This is a genomic window from Paeniglutamicibacter sp. ORCA_105 (assembly GCF_045798545.1).
In the GTDB taxonomy this organism is placed as follows: domain Bacteria; phylum Actinomycetota; class Actinomycetes; order Actinomycetales; family Micrococcaceae; genus Paeniglutamicibacter; species Paeniglutamicibacter sulfureus.
This window is the reverse complement of record NZ_JBIXLM010000017.1, coordinates 61,572-81,915: the sequence shown is the minus strand read 5'-3', so window position 1 is coordinate 81,915 and position 20,344 is coordinate 61,572. Positions and strand designations below refer to the sequence as shown.

General features: G+C 66.9%; 17 protein-coding genes. 6 read left to right on the top strand and 11 right to left on the bottom strand.

The window, feature by feature from the left end; genetic code table 11:
• Positions 1-15 precede the first annotated feature (15 nt).
• The 5 genes from mtnN to ACIPUB_RS10470 all read right to left on the bottom strand — a co-directional run bounded on the left by mtnN (position 16) and on the right by ACIPUB_RS10470 (position 4,341).
• On the bottom strand, positions 16-786 hold the full coding sequence (mtnN, locus tag ACIPUB_RS10490; protein WP_407607319.1) for a 5'-methylthioadenosine/S-adenosylhomocysteine nucleosidase: 771 nt from the start codon (positions 784-786) through the stop codon (positions 16-18).
• The gene (locus tag ACIPUB_RS10485; protein ID WP_407607318.1) at positions 783-1,250 is read right to left on the bottom strand and encodes an S-ribosylhomocysteine lyase; all 468 of its coding nucleotides are present in this window, start codon (positions 1,248-1,250) and stop codon (positions 783-785) included. Before ACIPUB_RS10485 ends, mtnN begins: the two co-directional genes overlap by 4 nt.
• A gap of 190 nt (positions 1,251-1,440) precedes the next feature.
• Positions 1,441-2,814 (bottom strand): NAD-dependent succinate-semialdehyde dehydrogenase, encoded by a 1,374-nt coding sequence (locus ACIPUB_RS10480; protein WP_407607317.1) that lies wholly within the window; start codon positions 2,812-2,814, stop codon positions 1,441-1,443.
• A gap of 123 nt (positions 2,815-2,937) precedes the next feature.
• Entirely contained in the window at positions 2,938-3,654 is a 717-nt protein-coding gene (locus tag ACIPUB_RS10475; RefSeq protein WP_407607316.1) for a VOC family protein, read from the bottom strand.
• Positions 3,655-3,687: 33 nt separating this feature from the next.
• Positions 3,688-4,341: a dihydrofolate reductase family protein gene (locus ACIPUB_RS10470; protein ID WP_407607315.1), complete on the bottom strand. Its 654-nt coding sequence runs from the start codon at positions 4,339-4,341 to the stop codon at positions 3,688-3,690.
• 148 nt (positions 4,342-4,489) lie between these two features.
• Between ACIPUB_RS10470 and ACIPUB_RS10465 the strand changes: the two genes are divergently transcribed.
• On the top strand, positions 4,490-4,921 hold the full coding sequence (locus tag ACIPUB_RS10465) for a VOC family protein (protein ID WP_407607314.1): 432 nt from the start codon (positions 4,490-4,492) through the stop codon (positions 4,919-4,921).
• Positions 4,922-4,976: 55 nt separating this feature from the next.
• Here the strand turns inward: ACIPUB_RS10465 and pepN are convergent, their stop codons facing one another.
• The 4 genes from pepN to soxR form a co-directional block, all read right to left on the bottom strand.
• Positions 4,977-7,616: an aminopeptidase N gene (gene pepN, locus ACIPUB_RS10460; RefSeq protein WP_407607313.1), complete on the bottom strand. Its 2,640-nt coding sequence runs from the start codon at positions 7,614-7,616 to the stop codon at positions 4,977-4,979.
• A gap of 165 nt (positions 7,617-7,781) precedes the next feature.
• Positions 7,782-9,296, bottom strand: coding sequence for an SDR family NAD(P)-dependent oxidoreductase (locus ACIPUB_RS10455; RefSeq protein WP_407607312.1), 1,515 nt, complete (start codon positions 9,294-9,296; stop codon positions 7,782-7,784).
• A 457-nt stretch (positions 9,297-9,753) separates the two neighbouring features.
• Positions 9,754-10,566, bottom strand: coding sequence for a PspA/IM30 family protein (locus tag ACIPUB_RS10450; protein ID WP_407607311.1), 813 nt, complete (start codon positions 10,564-10,566; stop codon positions 9,754-9,756).
• A gap of 686 nt (positions 10,567-11,252) precedes the next feature.
• Complete coding sequence (gene soxR / locus ACIPUB_RS10445) at positions 11,253-11,738, bottom strand: redox-sensitive transcriptional activator SoxR (RefSeq protein ID WP_407607310.1); 486 nt, start codon at positions 11,736-11,738, stop codon at positions 11,253-11,255.
• Between the two features lie 285 nt (positions 11,739-12,023).
• Between soxR and ACIPUB_RS10440 the strand changes: the two genes are divergently transcribed.
• Both ACIPUB_RS10440 and ACIPUB_RS10435 read left to right on the top strand, forming a co-directional pair.
• Complete coding sequence (locus ACIPUB_RS10440; RefSeq protein ID WP_407607309.1) at positions 12,024-12,773, top strand: VOC family protein; 750 nt, start codon at positions 12,024-12,026, stop codon at positions 12,771-12,773.
• A gap of 300 nt (positions 12,774-13,073) precedes the next feature.
• Positions 13,074-13,718 carry a maleylpyruvate isomerase family mycothiol-dependent enzyme gene (locus tag ACIPUB_RS10435; RefSeq protein ID WP_407607308.1) on the top strand — a complete coding sequence of 215 codons (645 nt, stop codon included), beginning with the start codon at positions 13,074-13,076 and terminating at the stop codon, positions 13,716-13,718.
• Positions 13,719-13,816: 98 nt separating this feature from the next.
• Here ACIPUB_RS10435 and ACIPUB_RS10430 read toward each other — a convergent pair whose 3' ends face one another.
• Together ACIPUB_RS10430 and ACIPUB_RS10425 are read right to left on the bottom strand one after the other, a co-directional pair.
• A complete protein-coding gene (locus ACIPUB_RS10430; RefSeq protein ID WP_407607329.1) occupies positions 13,817-15,880 on the bottom strand; it encodes an acyl-CoA dehydrogenase in 2,064 nt (687 codons plus the stop codon).
• A 127-nt stretch (positions 15,881-16,007) separates the two neighbouring features.
• Complete coding sequence (locus tag ACIPUB_RS10425; RefSeq protein WP_407607307.1) at positions 16,008-16,721, bottom strand: TetR/AcrR family transcriptional regulator; 714 nt, start codon at positions 16,719-16,721, stop codon at positions 16,008-16,010.
• 70 nt (positions 16,722-16,791) lie between these two features.
• Between ACIPUB_RS10425 and ACIPUB_RS10420 the strand changes: the two genes are divergently transcribed.
• From ACIPUB_RS10420 to ACIPUB_RS10410, 3 genes are read left to right on the top strand one after another with little or no spacing between them, the layout of a single operon-like run.
• A complete protein-coding gene (locus tag ACIPUB_RS10420) occupies positions 16,792-18,090 on the top strand; it encodes an acetyl-CoA C-acetyltransferase (RefSeq protein ID WP_407607306.1) in 1,299 nt (432 codons plus the stop codon).
• Between the two features lie 2 nt (positions 18,091-18,092).
• Positions 18,093-19,430, top strand: a complete 1,338-nt coding sequence (locus ACIPUB_RS10415) for a 3-oxoacyl-ACP reductase (protein WP_407607305.1) — start codon at positions 18,093-18,095, stop codon at positions 19,428-19,430.
• Complete coding sequence (locus ACIPUB_RS10410; protein ID WP_407607304.1) at positions 19,427-20,335, top strand: MaoC/PaaZ C-terminal domain-containing protein; 909 nt, start codon at positions 19,427-19,429, stop codon at positions 20,333-20,335. The genes ACIPUB_RS10415 and ACIPUB_RS10410 overlap by 4 nt, the downstream gene beginning before the upstream one ends.
• Positions 20,336-20,344: the final 9 nt, after the last annotated feature.

Genomic DNA, 20,344 nt, shown 5'->3' with positions numbered 1-20,344 from the left:
GCAGGATCCCCGGTGTCAGGCCAGCGCCAACTCGGTTTCCCTGCGCGGGGTCCCGGAGTCCTGCCAGGACCTCAGGAACGCGGCCGTGATCTCGGCAGAGCGCTCGGCGGCGTCATCGACGTGATCCAGGAAGTCCTCATCGGAGGCCGGACCGCAGAGGTCCGAGATCCCGCGGATGGCCAGGAACGGGGCCCCGAAGGAGGCGCAGGTCTGCGCAATCGCCGAGGATTCCATGTCGGTGGCCAGGGCACCGTCGAACTGCTCCTTGATGACGGCCGAACGTTCGTGCCCGACGAACGAGTAGCTGGACACGACCAGCCCGTGATGCACGGTGGCCACGATTCCGTGACCCGGGCTCCCGATGTTGCTCGCGTCGAGGAGGAATCGCGGCGCCGGGTAGGAAGCGGGCATGCCCGGGACCTGCCCGAGCTCGTAGCCGAAGGCGCGCGCATCGGCATCGGCATTGATGTTCACCGAACCGATGACAACGTCTCCCACCCGCACCGATTCGCCCAGTCCGCCGGCACTGCCGGCGCTGATGACCAAGGGCGCGGGGGCGGCGGGGGCTTCCCGGTTTGCCCGCAGCAGTGCCGCGGTGGCGGCGCTTCCGGCGTTGACCAGGCCGATGCCGCCCTGGACGAAGAGTGCGTTCAGTCCCTCAAGGGTTCCGGTGCGCTGGATCGAGTTGCCGACGCGGACAGGTTCGCCCACGGAGGTGGCGCGCGTCAGGAACGGGAGGGTCTCCTCCTCCATGGCGGCGATGACCACGACGTCGATGGCGCTCACGCGGTGACCTGTTCCCAGGCGGCGCGCTGCGCCAGGAACGCACGGGCGGCGTCCTGCGCGTCGGCGAGCGAGTGGTTTTCGCCCCAGCCGCACTGGATTTCGTTGGCGGCAGGGACCTCGGTGGCCTGCAGCACGTCGGTGAGGGTGGCCTCGATGAGGTTGGCCACGGACCCGACATCGGGTTCGCCCTGCATGATGAGGTAGTAGCCGGTCTGGCAGCCCATGGGGGAGAAGTCGATGACGGACTCCGAGTGGTTGCGCGATTTTTCGGCGAAGAGGTGCTCCAGGGAGTGGATCGCCTTCATCTCCAGGTGGGCAACGTTCGGCTGGGTGAAGCGCACGTCATACTTGGTAATGACATCTCCCTGCGGGAGCACCTTGCGGTCGGCGACACGCACGTAGGGTGCGGCGACCGTGCGGTGGTCGAGGTTGAAGGACTCAACGTTCATGCGTTCGGGGTTCATGGTTGCGCTTTCCTGCCGGTGTTTCGACGCCGGGCCAGCTTGTGCCCGGTACTTCCACCATCAATTCTAACCGGCGCGCGGCGGGCCCCCGGAATGCCGGATCGCCCGCCGTCCGAAACGCAACCCGCCCGGGGCGGTGACCCGGGGGCCGCCGCGTACACGCCGCCCCCCCCCCTACTGGACGTTCCCGCTAGCCGCGGAAGGTGACCAGTTTGCGGTTCACGAACTCCTCCATGCCGTACTTGCCCAGTTCGCGGCCCACGCCCGAGCGCTTGACCCCGCCGAAGGGAAGTTCGGCGGCCGACCCGCTGGTCTGGTTGATCGAGACCATGCCGACCTCCAGCTGCCTGGCGATGCCATGCGCCCGGTCCATGTCCTCGGTCTGGATGGAGGCGCCCAGCCCATAGGCCGAGCTGTTGGCCAGTGCCACCGCTTCCTCGTCGCCGGAGACCTTGTAGAGCACTGCCACGGGGCCGAAGAGCTCCTCGGTGTAGGCGCGCATCTGCGGTGTGACATCGGCCAGCACCGTCGGTGCGAAGAACGATCCGGCACCCTCCACAACGGATCCGCCGGCCAGGACCGTGGCACCCTTGTCGATGGCGTCCTGCACCTGGGCGGCAAGACCTTCCCGGGCAGCGGCCGAGGACAGCGGGCCCATGAAGGTCTCCGGGTGTCCCGGGTCCCCGACCTTGATGCCGCTCACGGCGCCGATGAAGGAATCGACGAACTCGTCGTAGACCAGTTCGTCGACGATGATGCGCTTGGCGGCGTTGCAGGCCTGTCCGGTGTTGCCGAAGCGGCCCATCATGGCCTGCTTGGCCGCGCGCTTCACGTTGGCGTCCTCCAGCACCAGGAAGGGGTCCGAGCCGCCGAGCTCCAGCACGACCTTCTTCAGGTTGCGGCCGGCGATTTCCGCGACCGCGGAGCCTGCGCGCTCTGAGCCGGTGAGCGAGACGCCCTGGACGCGGGGATCGGCGATGATCTCGGCGACCTGTTCGTTGGTGGCGAAGATGTTCACGTAGGCACCAATCGGGGCACCGGCGTCGGTGAAGATCTGCTCCATGGCCAGCGCGGATTCCGGGCACTGCGGGGCGTGCTTGAGCAGGATCGTGTTGCCGTTCATCAGGTTGGGAGCGGCGAAGCGGGCGACCTGGTAGTAGGGGAAGTTCCACGGCATGATGCCCAGCAGCACGCCCACGCCCTCCTTGCGGATCACCGCGGTGCCGCCGGAGGCGACCTCCAGCTGCTCATCTTGCAGGAACTTCTCGCCGTTGGCCGCGTAGTAACGGTAGATCGAGACGGTGATGTCGATTTCCTTGCCGGACTGGAAGATCGGCTTGCCCATTTCGCGGGTGATGATTGCGGCCAGTTCGTCGCGGCGTTCCTCGTAGATGTCCGCGACGCGGGTCAGCAGGGCGGCTCGCGTGGCGATCGGTGTGGTGTTCCAGCTGCCGAAGGCGGCATCGGTGCGTGCCAGCGCGGCCTGGATGTCCGCGTCGCCGGCCGTGGGATAGGTTGCTTCGAGAATGCCGGTGGCCGGGTTGGTTACTGCGTAAACACTCATGGGGACTCCTTGGGACGGCAGAACGTGGTTACTGGCCACCGTAATCCACGTGTGCCCCCGATCACCAACCGGTCCGTGGGGCGGCGTCATCCTTGGCCGCCGCCTTCCGGGGGTGCGGCCGGCCTATGGTGCGGGAAGGACGCAGAATTCGTTGCCGGAGGGGTCCTGGTAGACCCGCCAGGGAATGTCTCCCCAGTCCGGGCGCAATTCCCGCCCGCCGCGTGCGCCGATCCCCGCTGCAACCTCATCGGGATCGTCGGCTGACTCCAACCTCACGTCCAGGTGCATCCTGTTCTTCATCTCCGACTTGGGCGCGGGCTCCTCGCAGAACTCCAACAGCGGTCCGCGCAGGGAGGGGTGCCGCAGGGTCCGCGGCGCCGCGGCACCGGCGTCGGTCCACCCCGTGAGCCACGCCCAGAAGCGTGCGTCCCGTTCCGGGTCGGCCGAATCGATCGGAATCGCGGCGATGGCACCGGTGTCCCGGTGCGCGGCCCGGTCATCCATGACGCAGAAGGCGTTTCCTTCCGGGTCGCCCAGCACCACCCAGGGGACGTTGCCCTGCCCGATGTCCAGGTGCCTGGCCCCGAGCCGCAGGGCCTGTGCAACCACCGCGTCCCGTGCCGGGCCGCCGAGCACATCCAGGTGCAGGCGCACGGGATCCGCAGGCGGGTCGGGGACTGGTTGAAAGCAGAGGTCCAGGTCGGGCCCGCCGGGAATCGAAAGGCGGGTCTCAAACCCCTCCGGGGAGTCGGTGAGCAGCTCGGCGCCGAGCAGGTCCTGCCAGAATGTGCCGAGGCGCTGAGGATCCACCGCGTCGAAGACGATGTTTTCCAGGTACATGGGCACAAGGCTACAGCAGGCGTTCGGTGTGCCTCAGGAATGCTGCAGGCGCACGTGCATGGCGCCCTCGCCCTGCTCGGATTCGACCAGCCGATAGCCGTCCGCTGCCCAGTTCCCGGTGAAGAGCTGTTCCCCGGCGCCCAGCAACACCGGTGCGATGGCCAGGTGCAGCTGGTCGACCAGGCCCGCCGCCACCGCCTCGCGCACGGTGTGCACGCCGCCTCCGATGCGCACATCGCCGCCGTTCGCGGCCTTCCGCGCGGCCTCGATTGCGGCACGGATCCCGTCGGTGACGAAGTGGAAGGTGGTGCCGCCGGCCATCGGCAGGGGATCGCGCCCATGGTGCGTGAGCACAAAGACGTCGTGCCCGAAGGGCGGGGACTCGCCCCACCAGCCGTGCCACGAGCGTGCGTCGTCGTCCGCGTCCCAGCGGCCGCGGATGGGGCCGAACATGTTCCTGCCCATGACGGTGGAGCCGATGCCCTCGTCCCCGGCCCGCAGCCAGGCATCGTCCTTCCCGGTGCTGCCGCCGGATTCGCCCGTCCTTTCGTGCCAGTAGGCGGTGCCGAAGATCCACTCGTGCAGCTCCTCGCCGCCCACCCCGAGCGGTTCCTTCAATCCCTGGTTGCGCCCGGCGCCGTAGCCGTCGATCGACAGGCCGAAATTGTGGACCCTCACCTGTGACATGATGCGCTCGCTTTCAAGTCGGTGCTCGGTGCCGCCGTGGTCGGCTTCGGCGACATACGGCCCAGAATACGTTCGGGGAAATCTGGCGGCAATGGCCGGCGGGGGGAGGCCTCTTGAATCGGGACCCCGTGCGGAATAGCGTGTGCCCATGGACCTCTCAATTCAAATCACCATCGACAGCGAGAACCCGCACAAGCAGGCCGTCTGGTGGGCGGAGACGCTCGGATGGACGGTGGAGCCCAGTGACCCGGACTTCATCCAGCAGATGATCGACGAGGGCCACGCCAGCGAGGACGAAACCCTGATCTTCGACGGCGAGCTGGTTTGGAGGAGCGGGGCAGGGATCTGCCCGCTGGACCAGCTGGGCAAGGTGCCGCGCCAGCGGATCCTCTTCCAGCTGGTAGCCGAACCCAAGACCGTGAAGAACCGGATTCACCTGGATCTTGACCTGGGGGACAGGCACGTGGCGCGCGAGAAGTTGCTGGACCGCGGGGCGACGTTCCTGCACGAGGCCAGCCAGGGGCCCTTCGCCTGGTACACGCTGGCCGACCCCGAGGGCAACGAGTTCTGCATCCGGTAGCCGCCGGTGCCATTCCCTGCCGCCCCGGTGGCACGGCAAGGGGGTGTGTGGGAGGCTAGCCGGCGCTCAGGCGCTGGGCTGCCAAGGCGCGGGCGAGGTAGTCGCGTTCCTCCAGGAGGATGCGCCGCAGCGCCGCCGCGGCGTCCGGATTTCCCGCGAGCCAGCCGTCCACCTGTGCCATGACCGGGTGCACCGCGTCTTCCCCCAGGTCCTGGGCGGCGGGGAAGAGCCCGGCAATCACGCGGGTGGCCATGCCGATGCTCATCGATTCCCAGATGCCCGCCAGCTCCGGCCAGTACTGCGAGTAATACCCGTCGAGCAGCTCCCGGGAGCCCAGCTGGAAGCCGGCCGCGATGGCGGAGACCGCCTCGTTTGACAGTGCCGAGCCATCCGCGTCGCGCCCGGTGAGCACCGCGGTGAATGACGCCTTCTTCACGGCGGGCTCCGGACGCGCAGCCAGGGCCAGCAGACGGCCGGACGTGGCCACGGCCGAGGGGTGCGCGGCGGCGTCGGCCTCGAGCCGGGCCAGCGCCGACTCGTCCAGCGTGCCGGAGGCGGCCTTGGCCTGCCACAGCGCCCAGCGCAGGTCCTCGTCCAGCTCCAGCCCCGTATGTGGCTGCTCGCCGGCCAGCAGCGCGTCGACCAGCGGCCCGGCGACCCCGCCGCGGGCCAGCACTGCCAGTGCGCGGGCGGCGGCGACCTGCTTGTCGCTGCACGGCTCCGCCCGGCCGAGCCAGTCGGTGATCGCCTCGGCCAGGGCCGCGCGCTCGGCATCGCGCAGCACCGGGGGAAGGTAATGGGTGATGGCCGTGCGGGCCTGGGTCAGCAATTGCGTGAAGACCGCCACCTCGGTGACCGATTCGGCGTGGGAGCGCACAGCGGCCAGGAAATCGGGGGCCGGCAGCTTCGCATCGCGCACCATGTTCCACAGTGCGGCCCAGCAGCTGGCGCGGGCCAGCGGATCGGACAGCGTGCCCAGGTGCTTGCGCAGCGTGGCCAGGGAGACCGGATCGAAGTCCACCATCGCGTAGGTGTCATCGCCGTCGTTGGGCAGGATCAGGTCCGGGCGCGCTTCCCCCACCAGGAAAGGGAGCCCGACGCCGCTTCCGGCCAGCTCCACCCGGTGGGACGCGGTGCGGACCAGCTCCCCGTCGATGACGTGGAACAGGCCGACGTCCAGTACGTGCGGGTGGGCGATCGGGGTGCCGGTGATCGGGTCGGTGCCCGACTGCGTGAGCGTCGCGGCGGTGATCTTCGAGTCGACGACGTCCAGCTCGATGCCCAGGCGCGGGACCCCTGCGGTCCTGAGCCAGGCGTCGGACCAGGCGCCCATGTCCCGTCCGGAAGCTGCGGCCAGCGCGGAAAGGAAGTCGGCCAGGGTGGTGTTGGAGTATTCGTGGGCGCGGAAGTAGGTGCGCGCGGCGTCGCGGAACGCATCGGCCCCCACGAAGGCGGCGAGCTGCTTGAGCACGGATGCGCCCTTGGCGTAGGTGATGCCGTCGAAGTTCTGCTTCGCGGCCTCCAGGTCGGCGATGTCCGCGACGATGGGGTGGGTGGATGGCAGCTGGTCCGCCACGTAGGCCCAGCCCTTGCGGCGGTTGGCGAAGGCCACCCAGGCGGTGTCGAATTCGGTGGCCTGCGCGTTGGCCAAGGTGCCTATGTAGTCGGCGAAGGACTCCTTGAGCCACAAGTCGTCCCACCATGCCATGGTCACCAGGTCGCCGAACCACATGTGCACCATCTCGTGCATGATGGTGTTCGCGCGGGCTTCGTGCTGGGACTCGGTGGCGCGCGAGGTGAAGACGTAGTGTTCGGTGAAGGTCACCAGCCCGGGGTTCTCCATGGCGCCGAGGTTGTACTCGGGCACGAAGGCTGAGTCGTACTTGCCCCACGGGTACGGGTAGTCGAAGAGCTCGTGGAAGAAGTCCAGCCCTGCCTTCGTCAGCTCCAGGATGTTCGCCGCGTCGAAGTGCCCGGCCAGCGAGGCGCGGCAGGTGGCATTGAGCGGGATGGCCAGTTCGCTGCCGTCGGGCAGCGTGCGGCTGTAGATGTCGGTGGCCACGAAGTAGGGCCCGGCCAGCACCGTGGTGATGTACGTGGAAATCGGCAGGGTGGGGGCGAAGTGCGTGGTGGCGGTTCCGTCGCCGTGTTGGTCAACCCGGACAGGGGACTGGTTGGAGGCCACGTGCCAGTGATGCGGGGCGCGCACGATGAAGGTGAACCGCGCCTTGAGGTCTGGCTGTTCGAAGTTGGCGTAGACGCGGCGGGCGTCGGCCGGTTCGAATTGCGTGTAGCAATAGGTCTTGCCGTCGGCCGGGTCGACGTAGCGGTGCAGGCCCTCGCCGCTGCGCGAGTACTTCGCGTGTCCATCGATGACGACGGTGTTCACCTCGCCATCTCCCGCGGCCAGGCCATGCAGATAGATGCGCGAGCCGGCGACGGCTTCTGCGGGGTCCACCGGGGCCCCGTTGAGCGTGATCGATTGGACGGATTCGTGGATGAAGTCGATGAAGGTGCCGGTGGTGCCGTGGGCCGTGAAACACAGCGTGGTCAGCGAGCGGTACCCGGTCACCGAGGGGTCCTGCGCCGCCGAGAGGTCCAGATCGACCTCGCAGGAAAGCACCTGAAGGGTGCCGGCGCGCCAGGCGGCCTCGTCGCGTGAGAGGTTTTCGTTCGGGCCCGGGGTTCTGCGCATGTGATCCACCAGACCATTCAAACATGAAACGAGCGTTTGACAATGTCGGATGACGGATTCGCCCATCCGGTCCGGGCGCTGCCGGGCGGCGATCCGGCCCCGGCAGACGCAAAACCCCTCGCGGCCCGCCCTTGCGGGTGGGGTGCGAGGGGTGCGCGGCCATTCCTACCAGGGGGAGGGTTCGTAGTCCTTCAGGAAGCAGCCGTAGAGGTCGATGCCGCGTTCCCCGTCGACGATCGGCTGGTAGACCCGGGCCGCCCCGTCGATCAGGTCAAGCGGCGCGTGCCAGCCCTCGGCGACCATGCGGACCTTGGAATCGTGCGGGCGCTCATCGGTGATCCATCCGGTGTCAACCGCGGACATCAGAATCCTGTCGGTCTGCAGCATTTCCTCGGCGCTGGTGCGCGTGAGCATGTTCAGCGAGGCCTTGGCCATGTTGGTGTGCGGGTGCCCGGCGCCCTTGTAGCGGCGGGAGAACTGTCCCTCCATGGCCGAGACGTTCACGATGTACTTCCGGTGCGCGTCCGATGCTGCCAGGGCCGGGCGCAGGCGCGAGGCCAGCAGGAAGGGTGCGGTGACGTTGCACAGCTGCACCTCGAGCATTTCCAGCGCGTCGACGTCGCCCAGGATCTGCGTCCAGGAGTTCTCGGTGACCACATCGGGCACCAGCCCGCCGGCGTCGATCGCGGTGCCTGCGGCAATGCGCTCCAGCGAGGCGGATCCGGCGGTCATCGCGAGCTCGGCAACCGCCTGCGCGTCGTAGGTGGTGGGGGTGGCGGGGACCAGCAGCGCCGAGTCCTCCAGCCGGAACGCGCTGGCCAGGGCGCGCGGGTGCTCGGACGGGGGATTTGCCTCGCCCCAGACCTCGGGGCCGCCCTGGGCGAACTCGAGTTCGGCCGGCAGTGGCTGGTTCTCGGACTCGACCAGATGCAGGTAGGAGTTCGAGGTGCGGCGCACGGTCTGCGCGGCATTGTTGATCAGGATGTCCAGTGGGCCCTCGGCGGCGACGCGGTCGGCCAGCGAGATCACCTGGGAGGGGTCACGCAGGTCGATGCCGACGATGCGCAGGCGGTGGATCCAGTCGGCGGAGTCCTCTAGCGCGGCGAAGCGCCGGGCGGCATCGCGCGGGAAGCGCGTGGTGATGGTGGTATGGGCGCCGTCGCGCAGCAGACGCAGGGCGATGTGCATGCCGATCTTGGCGCGCCCGCCGGTGAGCAGGGCGCGCTTGCCGGTCAGGTCGGCGCGGGCGTCGCGGCGTTCGCGTCCGGCGGCGGCACACTCGGGGCACAGGTAGTGGTGGAAGGCGTCGACCGTGGTGTAGCGCTGCTTGCAGATGTAGCAGCCGCGCGGCTTGATGTACTCGCCGGCGGTGTGCTCGTCGGTCGGCGTACTCAGGTCAAGGCCCAGTGTTTCGTCGTCCAGGCGCTGCGGGGAACCGGTGGCCGTGCGTTCAACGACGGCGCGGTCCGCCGCGTTGATGGCCGAGCGCTTCTCGTTCTTGCGGTGGCGCTTGGCGGCCTTGAACATCTTTCCCGTGGCCCGGCGCACGGCAACGTGGCGCTCGTCTTCGGCGTCCAGGCGGTGCACCTGGCCCAGCACCTTGAGGGCTGCCTCGAGTTCCGCGTCGGTAAAAATCTCGTCGTTGCCGGCCGCATCGGCCGCAGGATAATTCTCAGTCATGTCGACATCTAGTCTACCGGCAGCTCTCCACGCGGCCGGAACGCCTGATTTGGAGGGAATGCCGAACGCGGCCGACCCAAGCCGCGAGGGACAGTCCGCACCATCCTCAAAGACGGCAACGAACGCGCCAACGTCGTCGCGGAGGCGACTCTGGATGAGGTCAGAAACGCCATGAAAAGATTTGCTGTGACGGGGCACGGGGGTGCGGGACCGGGATGATCTGATCAGGCCAAACCGAAACGCACGAAGTGGTTTCCAAGGTTCGATCACGAAGCTGGCCCTTTTTGCGGTCTGGTGGACCCTGCCGGACCTCGCCTACAAGAGATGCTGCTGGCGTTTGGGCCACCGCCACGTGTCCGGCGACGATGCCTCTCGGCTAAAAAAATTGTGGCGGATACGAATAGATCGCATCCGCCACGAGCGGGTCCCGGCACAGGGCCGTGGTCTTCCCTAAGGGTTACTGGTTCTTGGCCTTCAGTGCCGCCAGGCGAGCCTCGATTTCCGAGGGTGCCACGGTGTCCTCGATCGCAGGAGCGGCAGTACCCTGCTCCAGGATGTTGCTTTCACCCTTCATCGCCGCGAGGCGCGCCTCGACCTCGGTGGCCTCGCCCAGATCCTCAAGGGAAGCAAACTGTGCATCCAGGGAGGACGCGGCGAGTTCCGCGGCACCACGCACACGCGACTCGTCGGCACGGATCTTGGACTCGAACCGGTTGATCTCCGAGGTCGGGTCGCTCATGTCCAGTGCCTTGACCGCGTCCATCATCTGGCCCTGGGTCTTGGCGTTGCGGGCTCGGGCCACGAGCTCGTCGCGCTTGGCCACCAGTTCCTGGCGCTTGGTGCCCATGGTGTTCAGCCCGGCCTTGAGCTTCTCCACGATCTCGCGCTGCGAGGCGATGTTCGGCTCGGCGTTGCTCGCCTGCTTTTCGCTGGCCATTTGACGCTGGATGGCCAGGGTCGCTAGCTTGTTGAATTTCTCGGCATTGCTGCTGTCGCCGGCTGCGGTGAATTCCTCTGCCTTGTTGGAGGCAGCCAATGCCTTCTGGCCCCACTCGCGTGCATCGTTCAGGGCGATCTTGTAGTCGTCCTCCAGCATGCGCAGGTTGCCGATCGTCTGTGCGACGGCGGTTTCAGCCTGGGCGATGTTGTTGGTGTAGTCGCGAACCTGCTGGTCCAGCATCTTCTGCGGGTCTTCGAGAGCATCCAGCGCAGCGTTGGCGTTGGACTTACCGATTCGAAACAGTCGTGAAAAAATTGAGTTCTTCTTCATGGGGGAGTATCGCCCTTTCATAAGCCGCGTTGTATCAATTCTATGCGACGGCTTGAACCGGCCGTACCGATGACCATGGTTGTTGGCCCGGCCCCCAGACGACAGAATGTCTGTCCTTTTCCGAACTTGACCGTAGTGGTCCACAGCCGACCCCCGCGGTTCTGGTTCCACACGCGGAAGGAACCCCGACGGCGCCACCACACCCAGCTATCCAATAAGCAGGCCACCAGAAAACATCTGGTGAAAATCTGTCACAGGACCAGACTTGTTCCCGCCCGCAGTTTCGCCACGCACAATTTGGGGCCGGAGCGGCCGTGCCCAGCAACGAGGGTCCCGCCTTTCGGAAACGGGACCCTCGCCTGCGCAGCATCCCCACGCGGGATTGCGCCCGGCCCAACCGCGTGGGATGGGGGGTTTCCACGCATCGGGCCGAACGGTTTAATCGGTGACCCAATCAACAGTTCGCAAACCGTGACTGGGATTGTTGTCCCTAATCAGACCGTGAAATGAGCATGACTAATGAACCTTGTGAAAAGCTAGTAATGGGGCCGCATCCCCTTCTTGAGGGGGTCACTCAAGCCCTCGGTCACGTGGGAAAACAGCTGCGGGCCCCCCTATTTGGGGGGGCGCGGCCCTCCCAAGGTAAACAACCCCAGCGGACGCAAAACCACCTAAAGCGCATCAGTTCAGCCGCCGGCAGCTTTTCCGCCGTCGTCGTCCAAGCTCCTTCGAACCCAGCGCGAACCGGGGCCTTCAGATGCCGCCTCGTCGTGAGGATTGAAGAGATGGCACTTCGTGAGGGAGAGGCAACCGCAGCCGATGCAATCGTCGAGTGATCCTTGGAGTCTTTCCAGCTGGCGGATTCTTCGCGCCACCAAAAGCGCCCAGTGCGTGCTGAGTTGATGCCAATCGTCTTGGGTCGGCGCCTTGTCTGAGGGGAGTTCGGCCAGTGCCTCTGCAATCTCAGCCAAGGTGAGACCTACTCGTTGTCCTGCGGCAATGATGGCCAATCGCCGCAGGGTGTAGCGGCGAAAGACGCGCTTGTTGCCGGCAGTTCGTTCAGAGGTGATGAGGTTTCGAGATTCGTAATACCTCCCGGTGGGCACCGAGACACCTGCCCTGCTCGCAACTTCACCGATAGGCAGCATGCTCTTGGGTTTGGCGGTGCTCATGCGCTCATGTTGTCAGGCCGTCTGCTTGACCTCAAGTTAGCTTTAGCTTGTTCCATGGTGCTTATGCCCTCGAACCCAAGGAAACCATGATCACCGCATTGATCCACGACGAACCCCACGCCACCGACACAGCGGATCGGGAACCAGGTTCGGTACCGCTAGCGAACTCCGCCCGTAAACAACCCCGGAGATGGAGGCTGTCCAGGAGACAGCTCGGGGAGCGAAGATCCTCGAGCCGATCAGCGAGCAGCCCACTGCCGCAGGAATCAACCCGGATGCTTTTGGATGGAAGTTGCGGCCCACGAATCATCTGACTTCGAAGGCACCCCGCAGAACCGATTCCCAATGAAAGGCATTCCAAGAATGAGAATCCGAAACGTATCCATCACCGTCCGTGACCTGGCGATGGCAGTGCAGTTCTACCGCGACACTCTGCTGTTACCGGTCGAATCGACCACCGAGGGCGCGGATGTCGTCATTGGCTTAAGTCGACTATCGATGACCGCCGGGGATGGTTTCGTCGGCGTCCATCACCTTGCCTTCGGAATCCTGCCCTCAGAGTTTGGACGGGCCCACAAATGGCTAGCCCGTCGCGTGTCGCTATTCCAAGCGGACGGCTCCGAGATCATCCCCGGTTCGGATCTTTGGAAATCGCGTTCCTTGTATTTTCTCGGTCCCGAAGGCATCATCCTGGAATTCATTGCTCGCGACGCTGATGCGTCCGCGGATTCCAGCAGGGGTGACAAACCGCGAATCTTGTCGATCAGTGAAGTCGGCATTGGCGTTGGAGATGTGCTGGGCACCGTGGCAACGCTGTCCGAGGAGCTGGCCATCCCCAACTTTTACGATTGCTCCAGCACCTTCGCCTCCATGGGTGGCCATGATGGTCTCCTGATTGTTGTGCATCGGGAGCGGGTGTGGTTCCCCACGGAATCATCTCGACCAGCTCACGGGTCCCTCACTGTTCAGATCGAGTCACCAGCGATGAATACCCGGGTGGAACCCGGCCCGGGAATTTCGATAGTCAGCGGGTAGGTTTTCCGCCCCCACTAGATGCTTTCTAGTTTGGGCGCTACGGATCCGATTCGCCCATTACACGATGCCCCATTGAGAACCACGGGAAGGTCGACAGCCCAGCACCCCCCGTCGGGTGAGGTGGCATGAAATGGAACGTTGGTTTCCCGTGTGGGGCTACCTGTGGCGCGTTCCGAAAACCATGGCTTGACGGTATCGTGCGGCCTCCCGCCAAGGGAGCACCGCACGTCGCCGCTGGTGCACGGTGCCGACCTACTCCGCTTTCTTGCCAATCCGGCGCACGGCTGCTTTGGTAGTTCCATGACCCCGCGACACAACTCCGAAGTCTGGCCCGTGGTTCACGACGAGAGGCTGGCGTTGCTCCGCGATCTGGAGAACCTGTCGGCAAAGCAGTGGGAGACACCGTCACTGTGCGCAGGTTGGGATGTTCACGACGTGCTGGCGCATTTGACCGACTCCGCCAAGACCACGAGGTGGGGATTCATCCGGCGCATGGTCCTTGCGGGCTTCGATTTCGACAAGGACAACGCCGTCGGCATCGCCACGCAGAGGTGCGTAGACCCTGCTGAAACCCTGGCCGGCTTCCGCGATGTGCTCGGGCGCACGAGCACCCCGCCTGCGGCACCGGCCACGCGACTGGTCGAGGCGTTCGTACATGGGGAGGACATTCGTCGTCCGCTGGGCATGCGCGGCGACTATCCGGCTTCCCATGTCACCAAGGCCCTGGCCTACCAGCTGCGGACGAGCGTCAAGATGGGCGGCGGGAAGGAACGTGCCGCGGGATACGCCTTGGTTGCCACCGACACGACATTCGGGCACGGTGCCGGCCAGGAAGTTCACGGGAAGGCGATCACCCTGCTCCTGGCGGTTTCGGGACGGCCCGTTGACCCCGACGAACTCACCGGTCCGGGAGCCGAAGCGTTCGCGGGAAGCCCGCGGGGCTAGGCGCAACCTGCGACAAACGCGGAAGGGCGGCGCGGGCCGGGGCAGTTGGTTGCCCGTTGGTCCGCGCCGCCGTCCGGTCAGGAATGCGTGTCCGGCTACTACTTCTTGGCCGCCTGGTGTGCTGCCTTTTTGGCTGCCTTTTCCCTGGCGATCAACACTTTCTCCTCCACGGGGGCATCCGCGCTGGCGCGCAGCCGACGATAGTAATCGGCCGCCTCCTCCTGGCGCTCCTGCTCCGACCCGTCGGCGATCTTCGCCCGAAGGTGCTCCGGGCCATAGCCGAAGGCATCGACCAAGCCCTGGGCATGTGGGCGCAACCGGGCCAGCAGGATATTGATGTATCCGGAAAGGGTGCGGGCACGCTGCATCGACAGGCGCCCGTTCATCAGGTACCAGCCGAGGTTCCCCTCGATCAGGGACAGCGCGTAAACGTCGCGCAGCCAGGTCAACACCGTGCGGGTGCCTGCATCCGTGGTCTGGGACAGGGCCCGGGTGAAGGCTTCCCAGCGCAGCAGTTCGCCGTGCGCGCGGGCAGCGGCGATGAGCGCGTCCTGCTTCTCGTTGAAGGCCGCAGCCGCGGTTGCGCGGTCCTTGGTGGAGACCCCGCGCAACGCGTCCGCGATCTCCGCGACCATGGTGTTGATCCGGTCGGTGAGCAGCGCGCGCTGGTTGGCCTCGTCCTTGAAGAAGTTCGCGCTCTTGCGCTCATCGCCGGTGTCGGCGAAGGCCTGGCCGACCGAGCGCAGCCCGGTGCGGTGCAGTGCCACGTTCTCGGCCTGCTTGACGACGTAGCGGGCCAGGACCCCGGCGTCGAGCTTGCGGAATTCCTGCCCGTAGTCGGTGAGCAGTCGCTTGCCGACCAGCTGCAGCAGCACGTTGTTGTCGCCCTCGAAGGTGACGTAGATGTCCAGGTCCGCGCGCAGGGAGGTGAATCGGTTCTCGCCAATGAATCCGGCGCCGCCGCAGGCCTCGCGGGCCTCCTGCTGGGTGTCCAGGGCGTCCCAGGTGCTCAGCGGCTTCAATGCCGCGGCAAGGGTTTCCAGGTCCTGGCGGTCTTCATCGGTGTCGGCGCTCCCGGAGAACACCCCGTCGAATTTTTCCAGCAGGTCCTCGTGGGCGAAGGAAGCGGCGTAGGTGCGGGCCAGGCGGGGGATCAGCCGGCGTTGGTGGCGCTGGTAGTCCATGATCGTTTCCTCCTGGGTATCCGAGGAGGCGTTGAACTGGCGGCGCTGGTTGGCGTAGGTCACCGCGATCTGCAGGGCGATCTTCGAGGCCGCGGTGGCGGCCCCGTCCAGGGAGACGCGTCCCTGGACCAGGGTGCCGAGCATGGTGAAGAAGCGGCGGCCGGGGGAGTGGATCGGCGAGGAATAGGTACCGTCCGCGGTGACGTCGCCGTAGCGGTTGAGCAGGTTGGTGCGGGGGATTCGCACGTCGGTGAAGTGCAGCCGGCCGTTGTCGATGCCGTTGAGTCCGCCCTTGAGCCCGTCGTCCTCGCCGCCGATTCCGGGCAGGAAACCGTTCTCGTCGCGGATGTCGACGTAGAAGGCATGCACGCCATGGTTTACCCCGCCGGTGATGAGCTGGGCGAACACGGTTGCCGCCTTGCCATGGACGCCGGCGTTGCCGAGGTATTCCTTCCAGGCCGCCTTGAAGGGCGTGTTGATCACGAATTCCTGCGTGTCCGGGTCGTAGGTGGCGGTGGTGCCGATGGAGGCGACGTCCGAGCCGTGCCCGATCTCCGTCATGGCGAAGGCACCGGGGATTTCCAGGGACATGATGCCCGGCAGCCACTTGTCATGGTGCTCCTTGGTGCCCAGGTGCAGCACCGCGCAGCCGAACAGCCCCCACTGGACCCCGGCCTTGATCTGCAGGGACGGGTCGGCGGTGACCAGTTCCTCGAAGCTGGCGACGGAACCGCCGTGGTTGTCCTCCCCGCCCAGGCGCTTGGGGAAGGCGCGGTGCACGGCCTTGGCGTTGACCAGCTCGTGCAGCTGGGAGAAGACGCGTTCGCGGTGCTCGTCCATGCCCAGACCCGGGATGCCGCGCACGGCCTCGGTGCCGGCCAGGGCGCGGGCTTCCTTGCGGATGGTCGCCCAGCGGCCCAGCAGCTGTTCGCCGAGGGCCGCCACATCGACGGTGGCGTCTGCGGTGTCAAGGGTCATTTGTTCCTGGGTCACTGGCGTATCTGCCTTTCGGTTGCGCTGCCCTCGCGGTGCGGGGTAACTGTCTTGGGGTTCGTTGTGGATGGTGCCGAGGTATGTGCCGTTGCCGGCAACCATGTGGTTGCGTTCAGGGTCGTTCGGCTTGAGCCTGGTGGGCCACGCCGTGCGTGAGCCAGTCGGCAATGCTTTGGGCGAGTTCCTCGATGCTGGGCCGCTCCGCGGTCTCCGGTGCGCGCAACCACAACTCGCCGGCGGCCCGCACCATGCCGATGGAGGCGCGCGGCCAGAGTTCAAGGGCAGGGCTGGCAAGCTGCCCGGGCGCGATTCCCATGTAGGCGTGCATGCGTTCGCGCATCATCGAGGTCAGTTCGTCGAAGAAGTCGTTCAGTGCACCCTCGCGCATCCGGCCTCCGGCGCCTGCCGGGTCGGTGAGCACGTCGGCCGAGGGGCTGGCGGTGACGAAGAAGTAGATGTTGGGCGAGTTCGAGGCCATCTGCAGGTAGGCGAGCATCATGGCGTGCAGTGCCTCGCCGTTGCCGTTGGACTTTCGTCCCGCAGCGATGACCCCGGCACGGAAGCGCTTGATGACGAATTCGCCCACAGCGTGGCGCAAGCCGTCCTTGTCGCCGAAGTAGCGGTAGAACACCGGCTTGCTGGTGTTGGCGTGCGCGGCGATGTCCTCCATGGAGGCGTTGGGCCCCAGCTCGTGAATTGCACGCCGGGCGAGCTTGATCAATTCGATGCGGCGGGCCGTGCGGTGTGCGTCCCAGCGGGCCGAGCGGCGGTCGGTGCCGGTATCGCCCTGCTGTGCCGTGGGGACTTCGGTGGTTGGGTTCTTCACGTTACCCAGCGTATCAGGTACGCTGGGTATCAGTAACCCATCTCACATCTGCGCCAGGAGCCCCCACAACATGTCCGAACCATTGCAAGCCATCCGTCCGGCCGTCGTCATCGGCGGGAACCGCATCCCCTTCGCACGATCCAACGGCGCCTATTCCAAGGCCAGCAACCAGGACATGCTCACCGCCGCACTTGACGGACTCATCGCACGCTTCGGACTGCAGGGACAGCGCCTGGGCGCCGTCGCCGCCGGTGCGGTGCTCAAGCATTCCAAGGACTTCAACCTGGTGCGCGAATCCGTGCTGGGCACCTCCCTTTCCGCGCAGACCCCCGCCTACGACGTGCAGATGGCCTGCGCCACCGGCATGGAGGCCATCGGCTCGCTGGCCAACAAGATCAAGCTCGGACAGATCGACTCGGCCATCGGCGGCGGCGTGGACACCACTTCCGATGCACCGATCGCCGTCTCCGAGGGGCTGCGCGCGGTACTCATGGACATCTCCCGCGCCCGCTCCACCAGCGCCAAGCTCAAGGCACTGTCGAAATTCCGCCCCCGGGACCTGGCGCCGAACGCACCGGGCACCGGCGAACCACGCACCGGCCTGTCGATGGGCGACCACCAGGCGATCACCACCAAGGCCTGGGACATCAGCCGCGAGGCGCAGGACGAGCTCGCCCTGGCCAGCCACAAGAACCTGGCCGCCGCCTACGACAGGAACTTCTTCGACGACCTCATCACCCCCTTTGCCGGGGTTTCCCGGGACACCAACCTGCGCGCAGACTCCACCCTCGAAAAGCTTGCGTCCCTGAAGCCCGCCTTCGGCAGGAATCTGGGAGCCGCGGCAACCATGACGGCCGGCAACTCGACGCCGCTCACCGACGGCGCCTCCGTTGTGCTTTTGGGTTCGGAGGAGTACGCCCGGGCCAACGACCTGCCGATGCTGGCGAACTTCGTGGACTTCGAGGCCTCCGCGGTGGACTTCGTGCACGGTGCCGAGGGCCTGCTGATGGCCCCTGCATACGCCGTCGCCCGGATCCTGAAGCGCAACAACCTCAAGCTGCAGGACTTCGACTTCTACGAGATCCACGAGGCCTTCGCCGGCACCGTCCTCTCCACGCTGGCTGCCTGGGAAAACGAGGACTTCTGCAAGAACAAGCTGGGCCTGGACGCCCCGCTGGGGTCCATCGACCGCAGCAAGCTCAACGTCAACGGCTCCTCGCTGGCCGCCGGCCACCCCTTTGCCGCCACCGGCGGACGCATCGTGGCCACCCTGGCGAAGATGCTGCACGAAAAGGGTTCGGGCCGCGGCCTGATCTCGGTGTGCGCCGCCGGCGGGCAGGGCGTCGTGGCGATCCTGGAGGCACGCTGATCATGGCCGACAAGTACCTGGAACTCGTGAACAGCGGCGTCACCAAGAAGCTCGCCCGCTCACTGGGCCTGCCGCGCCCCGCCATCCTGCGCCGCCACGCGCCCGGCGCCCCGTTGCTGCCAGGCCCGCTGTTGCTGCTGGGGGATTCGCCCTCCACGCAGGAACTCGCCGACACGCTGCTGGGCTGGGGCCTTGACGTGCGCCGGCACGCCGTCGGGGTGTCCACACTCGGCGGGATCCTCCTGCTGCTCGACGATCTGGTTGCCCCGGAGGGGCTCTCGGCGCCCATGCTCGCGGCCGGGCAGGCGCTGCGCCAGCTGGCGCCGGGCGGACGCGTGGTGGGTATCAGCCGCGCCGCGCTTTCCACCGACGCACCCGCGGTCGCCGCCGTGCGCCAGGGCATCGACGGTGCGCTGCGCTCCGTGGGCCGCGAGTTGCGCGGCGGGGCCACCGCCAACGGGATCGTGCTCGCCGATGGCGTTGCCGCCACCGCACCCTCGGCGCTGGCGGCCCTACGCTTCCTGCTTTCGGGCCGCAGCGCCTACGTCAACGGGCAGTTCCTGGCCATCGACTCTGCCGAGGGGAAGCTGCCGGAGGACTTCGGCAGGCCGCTGGCCGGGAAGGTCGCCGTGGTCACCGGTGCCGCACGCGGCATCGGTGCGGCCATCGCCGCCACGCTGCACCGCGACGGTGCCACCATGGTCGTGGTCGATGTCCCGGCCGCGGGGGACGCGCTGGCGAAGGTCGCCAACCAGGTCTCCGGCACCGCCCTGCAGCTGGACATCACCCGCGAGGATGCAGGGCAGAAAATCATCGAGCACGCCCTGGCGCGGCACGGGCACCTGGACATCGTCATCCACAACGCCGGGATCACCCGCGACAAGCTGCTGGCCAACATGGATGCCGCGCGCTGGGATTCGGTCATCGCGGCGAACATCTCCTCGCAGCTGCGCATGAACGCGGCATTCCTCGCCGCCGACCTGCCGGGGCTGCGCATCGTCTCCCTGGCCTCGACCTCCGGCATCGCCGGGAACCGCGGGCAGACCAACTACGCGGCGTCCAAGGCCGGGGTCATCGGTATGGTGCGGGCCTCCGCACCCGCCTTTGCCGCCAAGGGCGGCGGCATCAACGCCGTGGCGCCCGGTTTCATCGAGACCGATATGACGGCCAAGATCCCCCTGGCCACGCGTGCCGTGGCCAGGATGCTCATGCCCTCGCTGATGCAGGGCGGGCTGCCTGTCGACGTCGCCGAGGCCATCGGCTTCCTCGCCTCCGACGCGGCGGCGGGCATCAACGGACGCACCCTGCGGGTGTGTGGACAGTCGTTGGTGGGGGCATGAGCGCGCGCACCCGGGTGGTGCTTGAGGCCTCCCCGTCGCTCGGATCGCTCTATGCCAAGGCCGCCGGCGCGCGGCTTACGGCCCTGTTTCCGGGTTCCAAGCCGGCGGGCGGCGCGCTGCCGGAGGTCGAGCACCATCTGGAGGGGTTGAAGTTCGATGCGGCCAAGCTGGTTGCCTACCAGCGGCTGATGGGAGACACGGTGCGCGATGAGCTACCCAGCGTGTTCGTGCACGGGATGGTGTTCCCGCTGGCAATGTCGGTGATGGTGCGCGAGGATTTCCCGCTGCCGCTGCTGGGCATGGTGCACCTGGCCAACCAGGTCACCCACCTCCGGCCCATATCGCCGGGCGCCACGCTCTGGGCCACCGCCCGTGCCGTGAACCTGCGCGAACACCGCGCCGGCACCCAGCTTGACCTGGTGGTCGAGGTCGGCGAGGATGCCGATGTGGTGTGGCGCGGGGTCTCCACCTATCTGGCACGCGGGGTGTGGCCCGGGGCCAGGCCGAGCGCCCCTGCGGCACCGAGGTCGCCGCGGGACAATCCGGAACGCACGGCGTCGTGGAGGCTTGCCGCCGACACCGGGCGCGCCTATGCGGCGGTGCTGGGGGACTACAACCCGATCCACCTCTCGGCGGCCTCGGCCCGGGCGCTGGGCATGAATCGCGCGATTGCCCACGGCATGTACCTGGCCGGGCGCGCGCTGGCTTCAGCGGCACCGCACGGTGTCGGCTATGACTGGGGGATCGAGTTCGCCACCCCGGTGTTCCTGCCCTCGAGCGTCGATGTGGCCATCCGGGTCGGCGAGCGTGAAACGACATTCAGCGGCTGGGGGGCGCGCAGCGGCAAGCCGCACTTCAGCGGATCGGTCACCGCACGCCAGGAGGTCTCGGCCGCGGGCAGGTAAGCCAGGCAA